The sequence below is a fragment of the Glaciecola sp. HA4-3 genome, assembly GCF_055693685.1.
Map to the genome: position 1 here is coordinate 638,395 of NZ_CM146340.1, position 12,773 is coordinate 651,167.

The window sequence follows — 12,773 nt, forward strand, 5'->3', positions numbered from 1 at the left end:
CTAGTCTAACTGGTCGGCTATTCTTGTGATGACATCATTTAGTGAGATAAGGCGTTCTTGGCCATTTACACTGTCATTTGGCACTTTTAAACTCTTGGCTAATGACAGCAATTCAGCCGATAATTTTCTATCACTACGTTTATCTTCAAGTAAAGACTCCGCCGAATCGAGTGCATCCGTTATTGCTTGGTGAGCACTGGCACTGATGTTTTTGTTGCGCAACAATTGGTCGACATAGGCTTTGGCCACCACAGGCACAGCTGGCCATTTAGCCATAAATTGTTGCTGTGGATTAAAGGTATCGCCCATTTGAGCTAGTTTTGCCGCTTCGATTTCATTGTCACTTAAATAATCGCTGGGCAATAAACTAAATACGTCTAAACCTCTGACAATGCCGGTTCCATAAATTTTGCCCTGATACCAATACGTAGACCAATAGCCACCAATGACCATGCGCTCATCATGTATTGGTCCTCTATCAAAGTAGGCAATTTCGGTAGGGTTTTTCGTGTCAGTAAAATCCATGAGCGAAAGGCCACCTTGATACCAAGCTTGTGCAAAAATATCTCTACCCGGGACAGGGATAATTGAACCATTGTGAGCGACACAGTTTTCGGTGTCAGATTGAGGCGCAGGCACTTTATAGTAACTTTCAAAACTCAGTTTGCCATCATTTATCGCATAAATGGCATTTGCTCCCCAGGTTTTAGGGTCCGATGCTCTGCATCGAGGCTGTGTTCCGCCTCCCCATTCATCCGTAAAAACAACTTTGGTGCCATCATTATTAAATGTAGCAGAATGCCAATAAGCAAATCCTTCGTCGGTCACATCATCAATACGTTTGGGATGCTTTGGATCTGATATATCTAATATAATACCGTTACCTGAGCATGCGCCGGCGGCAATATTAGCCTCAGGAAATACCGTAATATCGTGGCACTGATCAGTCATTCGGCTACTTTGTGTACCTTCACCATGATCGCCTCCTAACCATAGACCTGCCAACCTGCCCTCATCGTCTGAAAATACGCCAGGGCTTGAGGTAATCTTAGCTTCACTGGGTGAGTCTACAGGTATTTCAATAATATCAATTCTAAATAGAGCGGTGCGGTCATCACCTGGTATATCACCAATGCAACCAGCAAGTTCTTCGTTATCTCTCACCCCGGCGGTGCCTGAATTATAAACAACAATACTATTTTCATCTGCTGATACTACGGAATGAGTATGAGAGCCTCTGCATGTTTGAACTGCGCCCACTTGCATTGGACGAGTTAAATCACTGATATCAAATATCCGCAGGCCTCTAAAACGGTCTTCACTAACATCTTCACTTACGCCTTGTAATCCACAATCAAGGCGCCCTCGAGTTTGCTCAACAGACATAATTAGCAAGTCATTAACTATTGATACATCGCCTTGGCCACCCGGGCATACAATTGAGCTCATTAGTTCTGGCAGGCCATTTTCTCCAAGTTTATAGATATTAAAACCATGGTAATTCCCTGCAATTAAAATATCCTTTGAAAATGCCATATCGGTATTCCAAAAGCTCAACAAAGGCCAACGTTCTGACCATTGTGTTTTAATATCGCCACCTTGTACTTCATCATCACGACTTTCTTCGTTTGCACCTTGCGATACTTCAGATGCCTGTTCATCTTCATTGTTTGTATGGTCTGCATGCGCATGGTGTGAGCTATGGTCTTGTTCTGACGATTCAACTTCGCTGTCATCTGATGAGTCGCGTTTTGGTGGCAAGTTTGAAGGGTTTTGTGGATCAAAAAAGCCGGCTGGTTTCGGAAGGCTAGCAAGCAATGCTAAATTTGAAATTGCTTCACCAGCATCTCTAAATCCAGCTGTTAGTCCGACTCTAGGGTCGGTAGATAAACCTGCTAGCATTGCGTTCATTTGTCTAATCTCGGCTGTTTGATCATTGACGATATCGTTCACGAAGTCGTATAAAATTGGATCATAGGCTGAGCCTGATTGAGCAAGTAAGTCCTCTACCATTGTTATAGCGCCTTCATGGTGGGGGATCATAAGCTGCAAAAATAGGGAGTCAAAGTCGCTTCCTTTTGCATCAGCCAGAGCCTTCATCTGCGCACCGCTTGCCATCCCCATCATTGAGTGGTCCATGTGCATATGATGCGGGATATCGGTAGCTTGATTTCTATCTGTTAGCCATGACTTCATAAATGCGATTTCATCAGCTTGAGACTTCTTGATTCGACCCGCAATATCAATAATTTCTGGGTTGTTGGTTCGCTCTTCCACCAAGAGGCCCATTTCGACCGCTTGACCATGATGCGGAATCATATTTTGCATAAAAACAACATCATCGTTTGTAAAACGAGTGTTTGCGATATTTATCGCATCTTCTGCGCTCAATGGTTTTGATACTTTGCCTGTAGTGCGCCTTAGCTGCACAATAGGAACGGGTGTTGGATTGTCTTCACTTTGACTGATTGTATTGGCTATTGAAACCGGAGAAATCACCAAACTTATCCACATTGCAATGGCTGTTTTAGATGTGTTTATTGTTTTTGTGTTATTCATGGTAGGGCCTTTTTTTATTTTATTCGTAAAATATACATTAGAATGGCCAAAAATCTAAGGCTTGCTTACATAAAAGCACATGAATTTATATACAAAGCCACATATTGGTGTTTACCTTACCTTGTTATTTACGAGTGTTCTTGTACTATCGACTGCAACAACCATCTTACTCGAACACTATGTTTCTATTTTTTCGTTTTATTTTATTGGTATTGTCTTTTGTGATAGTCACTGCATGTAGCACTTCATCACTTGAGCAAAAAAGCGACCTTCCTATTGCCAGTGATGTCATGGTACATCAGCTTAGTCCCGAAAAGCCGATGCCTGTTGATCCAAAGCTTACACAAGGTAAGCTTGAAAATGGCGTGCAATATTTTGTTCGCAATAACGCAAAACCAGCTAACTTTGTCGAACTTCGTTTAGTGGTAAGGGCGGGATCTGCCCTTGAGAACAGCGACCAACTTGGTTTTGCGCACTTTGTTGAGCACATGGCTTTTAATGGTACACAAGACTTTAAAGAACAAGAAATTTTAGCGTTTGTAGAATCAGTGGGAATGGACTTTGGCGCGCATCTAAACGCCAGTACCGGATTTGATTACACGATATATCAATTACGAGTACCAAGTGACGATGTGACAGTCGTTAAAAAGGCGATTCAGATCCTTGAAAACTGGGCTCACAAGATTAGCTTTGATGAACAAGCTGTTGAAGAAGAGCGCGGAGTTGTACTGGAGGAGTGGCGAGCGCGAAAAGGCGCAGGTGAACGATTAAGTAAACGTCAGTTACCTTTGATATATGCAGGCACTAATTATGCACAGCGCCTACCAATCGGTACTCAAGAAAATATACTAAATGGCAGTTATTCTGCATTAGTAGACTACTATCAGACATGGTACAAACCTGAATTAATGTCAGTAATTGTAGTAGGCGATATACAAGTCGATACAGTCGTGCCAATGATTGAAGAATATTTTGGTAATATTCAAAAATCTGCGCATGTAGTTGACGTTCCCAAACAAACCTTACTCAAACATAGTGATGTTCAATTTAGTATTTTAAGCGACTTAGAACTAAGTACGACTTCCCTAGGTATAGGTTGGCGAACTGAAATACCCACCCACTATGACCAGAGAACATTTAAGCAAAACTTGATTAAAACTTTGTTGCGCGGCGCGATGAGCAAACGCTTAAATGACCTTGTCCTTATGTCAGACAAGCCCTTTAATTCTGTAAGTATCGGAAGTACCAGTATATCTGAAATGGCTCAAGAGACTTTTATTAGAGTAGGGGTGAAGCCTGACAAGTTAAGCAAGGCATTTGCTGAAGTTTTGACTGAAGTAAGAAGGTTGCAAATTCATGGTGTTACGCAACAAGAATTAAACCGTCAAAAAGAAATTTTACTTGATAGTTTTAAAAATGCATTAAAAGCACAAGACACGCTTACCCATAGTGTATTTGTTAATCGGTATCTTGCTCACATACGTTCGCAAACGCCACTATCGAATGTTCAACAAGAATATAGTTTGGTAAAAGACATACTCAATAATATTAGTATAAGCGACCTACAAACACAGGTTAATGCTTGGCTGGGAGAAGATACCCCCGATAAATCTCGCTTAAACAAAAATGTGTTAGTTTTTATCACTACGCCTGAAGATGACAAATCTTCGATAAGCGATTCAAGCTTGCCAACAGCGCAAGCGTTGAAAGAGATTTGGGATGAAATATTTACGTCCCAACCCACAGTGTATTTAGATGCAACGCGGGTAGATAGTTTAATGGCAAATAAGCCTGTTCCAGGCAGCGTGGTGACAAAAACATATATTGAAAAGTGGGATGCTTATGAATGGCTATTGTCAAATAATACCCGTGTGTTTGTTAAAAAAACCGACTTTGCAGACAACAGTATTAGCTTTAAAGCATATAGTCCCGGTGGTTTTAATACGGTGGATGATGAAACTTATTTGTCATCCTTTGGACTGATAAATGCGGTACCGTTTATGGGCCTTGGTGAATTGAGCTCGCAACAATTGATTGATTTTAACGAAGATAAACGTTATCGCGTTAACACGCGGGTTAATAATGAAAGCGAAATACTCAGCGGTAATTCAACCACTGACGACTTAGAAGTGATGTTACAAAGCCTTCATTTACAAATGACACAAACCGTCATGAATCAAGAAAGGTTTGATTTTTTAAAAAGCCTATACAAGCCACAATTAGAAAACAAATATAACAGTGTGAATGCTCAGTTCTTTAAGGCTTTGCGCGAAAAAACAAGTGTGGGCAATCCTAGAAGTGTTGAGTTTGATGTTGATATGCTTGAACGGCAAAATATGCAAACAAGTTATGAGGTCTTTAATGCTCGGTTTAGCAATCCTGCAGACTTCACGTTTGCGTTTGTTGGCGATATTAACTTTGATACCCTAGACACTCTGCTAAGTACTTACCTTGCCAGCATCAACACCAGCAATAATCGTGAAACAGCTAAGAAATCTCCTGATTATGACTTGACGGGGAATACCACATTCTCAATGGTAAAAGGCACAGAGCCCAAAGCTAATGTCATTATGGAGTGGTATGGCGACGCAAAGTGGTCACACATCAATAGCCGTATATTTAACGCGTTGCGTCAAGGCCTTGAAGTGCGCCTACGAGAACGCTTGAGAGAAGAGTTAGGCGGCGTGTACTCAATAAGCCTATCGGGGAACTTGTCTAGATGGCCGCATGAAGAGTTTTATTTAAGCATCAATTTTAGTTGTAACCCCGAGCGTGTAGAAGAGCTGCAACATGAAGTTAATGAGATTTTTAAGGCTTTCCAATTAGGTGAATTTAATCCTCAATGGCTTGAAAATTATAAGACGTCAGTGTTGTTACAGTACCAAAAAAATCAGCAAGAAAACTGGTTTTGGTTAGATCAAATGATTTATGCAGATACCATGTTCTATCAAATACCGACAAACGAGTATGAAGCTATGGTGACATCTATCACGCTTGAAATGGTAAAAGAGGCGGCTAAAACATACCTAAGCACACCTCATAATTTGATCGCAACTTTGTTGCCACAAAGCGAACCTGAACCTAAGTCTCCAAATAAAGATTTACCTGCCAAACAAGTAAATTAGTTTGTGAGTATGGCAGTACTACTACTACTGCCTACTTCAAGGGCTGTAGGAACAGGTTGCACATCGGCGCCATAGTCAAAAACAACTGCTAATACTAATACAACTGAAGCCGCGAACATGAGTTTTAGAATGAGTGGCAAACAAAATCTAAACCACAAATGATAGGGTACACCAGCCATTCCGATAATACCCATAAGGACAGCATTTGTTGGGATGATCATATTTGAAAAACCATCACCAAATTGATAAGCCAATACCGCTATTTGTCTGTTTACCCCAATGATGTCACCTACTGGTGCCATTAAAGGCATTGTAACGTAGGCTTGACCAGAGCCAGAGGGAATAAATAAATTCAGAATAGACTGCATAATAAACATACCCACTGCAGCAAGTTCTGCTCCCAGATGAGAAAGAGGTTGAGACATGCCGTGAACCAAAGTGTGAAGTATTTGGCCATCTTCCATAATTAAGGCAATGCCACGTGCAATACCAATTAAAATGGCCGTCATGGCCAGATCTTTAACTCCGTCAATAAATTTGTCGGCCGCCTCTGATGCACCTAATTGGCCTACAATCACGCAAAAAATACCCCATATAATGAAAATGGCACCCATTTCATTTAGATACCAACCCTTTTGGGATATACCCCAAACAGCAGTAATGATCGTGAAAATTAAGCCAAATAGAATAATTTTGTGACGGTTGTTCAACGCAGGATAACTTACATTTTCATTACCTGCCAATGGACAAGCTAACCCAGCTGTCATAGAGCTCGATGGGTCGTTTAAGACGCCTTTTGCGTACTTCCACACGTGATGAAAGCCAATTAAAACAAAGGGGACAAAAATAGCCAGACGTAATTCGATTCCAGAATAAACAGGCACTCCCGCAACGTTTTGTGCCACCACGACAGTGAACGGACTAAATGCAGATACACCATAACCGATGCCATAGCCAGTTACTACCATGCCAACGGCTGTCATTGCGTCAAGGCGCATGGCTTTGCATAAGCCAACGAGTATCAAAACAAATGGAATATACTCGCCTGCTGTACCGATTGCCCCTGATGCTAGTGCAAAGCAAAACACCACCATAAAAATCAGCATATGAGGGCGTGTCCCAAATTTATCTAACAAACTCCCTATAAGTGCATCAATGGTGCCGGTGGCTCTAGCAACGCTCAATACACCACCAACGATAAATACGAAGAAAATAACATCTTGAGCGGCCGCAAACGCCCTTGGGATGGCAACAAAAAAGTCCATCGGGGTCAACGATATGGTGGATTGTGAAACACTGTAGGTACCTGGAATGACGGCTTGACGACCATTTTCTAAGGTTATCATGTCAAAAAAACCTTGAGGCACGAGCCAAGTTGCAATATAAGCAACAAGCATCATTCCTAATAGTAGAATTAAAGTGTGCGGTACTTTAAAGCCTGTTGATTCGAGGGGTTGTTTCATAAGTTAAGTACTTTTTATTATGCTTATTGGTCATCATTATATACAACAATTGCATGTAATTTGATTAGTAATCAAAAGAAAAACTAGACATTAGTGGTTTTTTATCAATTTCTCAAGCTGAATGGAAAAGGCTTTAAAGAATGCGATGGCATTCTTTCTTCATAGGCCCAAGTTATAAAAAGTTATGCATTGCCCCTGTTTAGAGCAATGCACTTTTACCTTTATTATTATGCTGGTGAATTTCTTGTCTTAAAGTAAAAAACGTTAGTTATCCACAATATGGGGACTATAGTAGGCAACACGGCAAATATATACGAACTCGCCATCAAGCCCTTACTTCCGCTTTTATAACCATAAAAGGTGACCAAACTGAAGGCTATCATCATTAAAGCTACTGCCACTTGACCAACAAGTAACAAAAAGCCTTCAGATTGTTCATTTAACAGTCTCAAATATATTGCCAAGCTCATCATAATGATACCTACTAATGCCCACACTATGAGAAACAATTCGTATAATGTCTGATATTTACCTCTCGTGCTATCCATAATTAACCCCCGCAACTAAATGTGTATTTAAATATGGGGGTACCGTCTTCAGACACTTCACCAGTCTCTTCTTGGACTGCTCTACAATTCTTAAACTGACTGTCAAAACTATAACTTCCGCTGCCGGGGCCACCAGAGATCCCGAAACCATTTCGGCCTAATGTCGCAACGAAGTCATCGAAAGTTTCCTGAGTTGTTTCAATTGAAAAATCTAAAATGTTATTTATATCAGTAGGCGAATCAGGAATGGCTATTTGATTGCCGTTTTCATCGGTGAAAGTTGCTGAATTTTCAATGTACTGCCAATCAAATTGTAGTATTTGAAAAATAGTAGATGTCCCATCGGCATTCAATCCTATATTCACTGACACTCCATCAGAAAAATTGAGAGTGATTGTTGTTAAGGTTGAACTGCTCGTCATCAATCCTGTAACGCTCCCGAGGGCTTGGATTAATGAAGCTGCGCCAAGAGGAATCCCTGCTATTGAATTATTCATTCGAAATGTAACAGCAGTAAATACAGATTGACGATAATTAGCGTTTGAGAGGAATTCAAAACCACTACCTTCAATGTCAGTGTCGCCTATTGCATTAAAAGTTTGATTTAAAGTGTCGACTACTTCAATCCAATTTGCTCTTAAGCTTGAAGGGATCATCATTTGAGGTAGAGGAGTCAAAGTAATGTTTCTTCTATTTACAAAATCATAAGCGGAGCTCACAAAAAAGGCATGGGTTTGTTTCGTTTCAAAGTCAAACACGTAGATAGTTGTTTGGTCTGGGTCCAGTGTGTTGATTGGATCATACGGCTGTAGATTAAGTGATTGTGCCTTTTGGTATGCGTAATAATCTCTTTCTTGAGAGTCGCACCCATGGCATATTACAGCTCGATCGCTTTGAACTACACCAGTGATTAGAGAGTGAGCTTTTGTGCTCAAAACTAACATGAATGCTCCAGCAAATAACATGTATACTAACTTTTTTGATTTCATTATTAATATTCCTTATAAATAATTAAAAGCCTTTAAGGCAATAAAATCTTATCAACGTACTAGGTTTACAAAAGCAGAAATATTCGAATAACTAATTCGTTTAAATCATTGTTTTAGGAAAGTAAGTACGTTACAAAAGATGAGTGAAACTGACAGTTCAAGTAGACATATTTCCGTAATTAGAGGCTTTTTATAAAGGACAGATTAGTAATTTATCGCTTCGCTATTTTTTGCTTTGTATCATCCATCAAATAAGATTAGCATACGTCAAAGCTATGTTAATTAGGTATTAATTTGTTTTGAAAAGTTTTTATCTGGATTTTGGGTAGTTTTAATAATGTCGTTTTTCCTGCTTCGTTTTGCTCTTGACACGTAATAACGATTTGGACTTCCCAGATTTTGCTAGACAGTTTGTTGTCCCAAAATGGACTGGCCTCCCACTGCCTGATAGACAATCATCGTCTATTATTTGAGCATAGTGGAAATATATGAGCAACCAACGATATACACCAGAATTTAAAGATGAAGCAGTGAGATAAGTTATTGATGGCCGACATTCTGTCCAAGAAGTGGCGCAGCGATTAGGAGTTTCTGCTCACAGTATTTATAAATGGGTAAATGCCGTGAAACCTAGTAATTCAGTTAGACACGACGAGGAGCTGTTAGCCGCTAAAAGCGAAATACTCAAACTGAAAGCTGAGTTACGTTGAACAGAAGAAGAGCGAGACATTCTAAAAAAGGCCGCTGTAAGTTCAAGTGAGCATCGCAGGGTTCTTTGCAAGCCAGCCCGAGTAAAGTATCAGTTTATTAATGATCATCGGTTTGAATTTGGCGTCGCTACCATGTGCCGAGTTTTTAAACTTACACGAGCAGGCTTTTATTTTTGGCTGCACAAGCCTTTGTCGGACAAAGCGATTGAAGATGCGCGTTTATTGAAGCTTATCAGAACATCGTACGATGCAAGTCATGGTATTTATGGGGCAAATCGCGTCGTTCTCGACCTCAAAGAGCTTGGTGAGCAATGCGGTAGAAATCGTATCGCTAAAATCATGAAACGGCATGGCATTCAGTCAGTACGGGGCTATAAAACGCCTCGGGTCATACAAGGTAGACCATCTATTATCGCGCCAAACCGATTAGAAAGCGAATTTACTGTTGAAGCGCCAGATAAAGTCTGGGTAACCGACATTACCTATATAAGAACGTGACAAGGTTGGCTATACCTGACTGTGGTCGTAGATCTATTTTCACGTAAGGTGGTTGGCTGATCGATGAAGCCAACGTTGAGCAGAGAAATTGTACTTGATGCATTGTTAATGTCAGTTTGGCGAAGAAAGCCTGTAGCCAAAGTCATGGCGCACTCTGATCAAGGGTCACAATACAGCAGTGATGATTGGTTACGTTTTTGCAAATTACATAACTTGGAGCCGAGCATGAGCCGACGTGGTAACTGTTTCGATAACAGCCCAATGGAGAGAGTATTTAGAAGCTTAAAATCTGAATGGATGCAATCTGTCGGCTATCAATCAGCAAATGAAGGAAAACGAGATGTGGGTTATTACCTGATGAACTACAACAACTGGGAACGACCGCATCAATTTAACGATGGTCTACCGCAAGCGAAAGTTGAGAAATTAGCTAAATCGTTGTACGGATTTTGTTGACCACTACATACATTGACAACTTTGAATTAAAATTCCATGGGTTACTAACATAAAATGATAAATAGGTTATAACGTGGACAGAGCAAAAGAATACTTATTAGATTTACAGCAAGAGCAGGCATTAGCTGACTTATTGGCTAAGCATTATTGTATTAAAGAAGTTGAAGTAAAATTACTCCATTTTGATTATGAAGATGTTGATGCGCTAATGCCAACTGTTCGAATTACCTTTTTGGAAGGTTCAGATTTAGACTTACTTGAGTCTATGGGTGTTGAAGTCGGACAATCGGTTGACATTGTTTATGGTGAATATGATATTGAAGAGGCTTCCGTATTATTAGGCATCGTTTCGCCCATTAATACGCTTGTCAGGCAGTTAGACAGCGTTAAGTCTTTGATACCTGACAATAATAAAGTAGACCGAACTTTTAACTTATTAGTAATGCTTCACGCACATTGTATATCATCTTTGGAATCCTATTTTTCTTCGATGTTTATACAAGAAATGAAATCTAGTAGCGATCTAATTCATAAATTTGTGGCTCAGGAGCCATATTTTAAAGAACAAACAATACCACTAAGTAAAATTTTCGATAGGTACAATACAATCGAAGATGCTGTATTCGAATATCTAGGTAGAGTGAGTTTTCATAACGTAAAGAGAGTAAGTGAATTATATGGCAGGTACTTAAATATTAGTTTTGGTGATACACACTGGTTAAAGGTGGCAGTCAGTACTCGCCATGACTGCGTTCACCGCGCTGGCTTTTCGGCTGACGATGAAAAAGTTGACATATCTCCTGACACAGTTAGGAAGTTAACATTGCAGTGCAGGAATTTAGCGATAATGATTGATGAGAAACTTAACCGAGATAGTTTTTTTTAACTATATTGCAACCACTGCTCAGCAATGTAAAAGAGTTTTGACCTACAGTTTGAAACTGAATATAGTTAAGTTCAGCATTAGCACAATATTTATTAATGATTGTATAAAGATGAATAACTTTTTTCATAGCATGTAGATCGTGTAACTAAGCGCTATCGTTAGACTTGTGACTAATCTACATTATTTACTCAAAGGCTTTCGTTGATTGGCATAAAGGATTGGCTCAAATTGAAGGATAATAGCGAAAAGATATACAAACTGGCGCTTTGGTTGTTACTTTTAGTAATACCATTAATTGTACTATTTTTATGGAATAGCTCATATTCAACTGATTGGGTGATAGACGATGGTAAGTTTGGAGCATTTGGTGATTTTTTCGGCGGAGTACTAGGTGCAATCTGGTCTTTGTGCGGCGTACTTTTATTTTATAACGCTCTTAAGGCACAGACAAAAGACTTTGCAACCAATAGAACGTCATTAGAAAAACAAGTTGACGCATTACAAACCCAGTCTAAAGAATTTCGATTGCAACGGCAAGAGCTCACTCTCCAGCGGGATGAACTTCGTCAGTCACGAAACGTGATCATAGAGCAATCGAAGACATTATCACAGCAACGTCTTGATTCAGTGTATTTTTCGCTCATTAATCTCTATAACACTATTATTCAAGACCTAAATCAGCAAAGTAGTACAGGTAATTTCTTTAAAGAGCTAAAAGCTGAATTACAATATTTATTAATCAAGCATCATAGTTTTAACTCGTCGTTCGATGTTAGCAAAAAAATTTATTTGGAGGTTTTTTACAAACGAAAGGAAGAATTAACTCACTACTTTCGATTAGTATATAGAATTATTAAAACGATCGATGAATCCAACATTGAGACTACTGAAAAGTTCAAGTATATAAAAATCTTACGGTCTCAGTTGTCTGAAAATGAGATGTTGGCTCTTTATTATAACTCGCATAGTAGTTATGGTGGGGAGTCCTATAAACTAATTTTGAAATTCAATGTTTTAAAACACTTACCAACAATATCAAAACTCGAATTTTACCCTTATCTTTGGCCGACAAATAAAAAAAATAAACTAATATTGCGTTCAGGAACGATAGATGACTCTGCTTTATTGCAATCTCGTTCTGTTTTAATGCAATTTAATAATGACGTGATTTTTTTAATTGGTGAATTCATATTAGATCTTGAGAAAAAGTACAACGATGAAGACTTTGCAGAATTGCGTAGATCTAGTAAATTACCATATTGTGATAATGTGTTTATCGCATTAGAGTCATCTGAAAAAAACGAATTAAAGTTAGAAATCATTTCCAACGTTGATCTGGTCGAGCGCTCAATGTTAAGTTTCACACAGAAGCGTTTTGTTCATTACTTCAGAACTTTATTATTAGATATTTTTGTTTATAGTCGCTATTTACCTACAATAGAATCACAGCAGCTCGTAGATATCGAAGAACACAGCAGAAAATTAATTTTTCTTGTTAGATCATCGCAAAAGTTAACAACTAACCAAGATTTTGAATAA

6 protein-coding genes and 1 pseudogene are annotated in these 12,773 nt (G+C 39.3%); 4 read left to right on the forward strand and 3 right to left on the reverse strand.

The features are described from left to right. Nucleotides 1–2,559 (reverse strand): DUF305 domain-containing protein, encoded by a 2,559-nt coding sequence (locus tag ACZ1G6_RS03035; RefSeq protein ID WP_472618006.1) that lies wholly within the window; start codon nucleotides 2,557–2,559, stop codon nucleotides 1–3. 179 nt (nucleotides 2,560–2,738) lie between these two features. On the opposite strand from ACZ1G6_RS03035, the gene ACZ1G6_RS03040 reads away from it, so the two are divergent. Further along, nucleotides 2,739–5,684: a M16 family metallopeptidase gene (locus tag ACZ1G6_RS03040; RefSeq protein ID WP_472618007.1), complete on the forward strand. Its 2,946-nt coding sequence runs from the start codon at nucleotides 2,739–2,741 to the stop codon at nucleotides 5,682–5,684. Here the strand turns inward: ACZ1G6_RS03040 and ACZ1G6_RS03045 are convergent. Both ACZ1G6_RS03045 and ACZ1G6_RS03050 read right to left on the reverse strand, forming a co-directional pair. Further along, nucleotides 5,681–7,147, reverse strand: a complete 1,467-nt coding sequence (locus ACZ1G6_RS03045; protein ID WP_472618008.1) for a YfcC family protein — start codon at nucleotides 7,145–7,147, stop codon at nucleotides 5,681–5,683. The two genes, ACZ1G6_RS03040 and ACZ1G6_RS03045, sit on opposite strands and share 4 nt — an antisense overlap. Nucleotides 7,148–7,697: 550 nt before the next feature. Then, complete coding sequence (locus ACZ1G6_RS03050) at nucleotides 7,698–8,684, reverse strand: hypothetical protein (RefSeq protein WP_472618009.1); 987 nt, start codon at nucleotides 8,682–8,684, stop codon at nucleotides 7,698–7,700. Between the two features lie 542 nt (nucleotides 8,685–9,226). On the opposite strand from ACZ1G6_RS03050, the pseudogene ACZ1G6_RS03055 reads away from it, so the two are divergent. The 3 genes and pseudogenes from ACZ1G6_RS03055 (at nucleotide 9,227) to ACZ1G6_RS03065 (ending at nucleotide 12,773) form a co-directional block, all read left to right on the forward strand. Continuing rightward, nucleotides 9,227–10,348: pseudogene (locus tag ACZ1G6_RS03055) on the forward strand (IS3 family transposase). Between the two features lie 73 nt (nucleotides 10,349–10,421). Next, nucleotides 10,422–11,234, forward strand: coding sequence for a hypothetical protein (locus tag ACZ1G6_RS03060; RefSeq protein WP_472618010.1), 813 nt, complete (start codon nucleotides 10,422–10,424; stop codon nucleotides 11,232–11,234). 228 nt (nucleotides 11,235–11,462) lie between these two features. Beyond that, the gene (locus ACZ1G6_RS03065) at nucleotides 11,463–12,773 is read left to right on the forward strand and encodes a putative phage abortive infection protein (protein WP_472618011.1); all 1,311 of its coding nucleotides are present in this window, start codon (nucleotides 11,463–11,465) and stop codon (nucleotides 12,771–12,773) included.

Coding starts and splice junctions, on each gene's coding strand:
- ACZ1G6_RS03045 (WP_472618008.1), bottom strand. CDS start 7,147: ATGAAACAACCCCTCGAATCAACAGGCTTTAAAGTACCGCACACTTTA.
- ACZ1G6_RS03040 (WP_472618007.1), top strand. CDS start 2,739: ATGTTTCTATTTTTTCGTTTTATTTTATTGGTATTGTCTTTTGTGATA.
- ACZ1G6_RS03050 (WP_472618009.1), bottom strand. CDS start 8,684: ATGAAATCAAAAAAGTTAGTATACATGTTATTTGCTGGAGCATTCATG.
- ACZ1G6_RS03035 (WP_472618006.1), bottom strand. CDS start 2,559: ATGAATAACACAAAAACAATAAACACATCTAAAACAGCCATTGCAATG.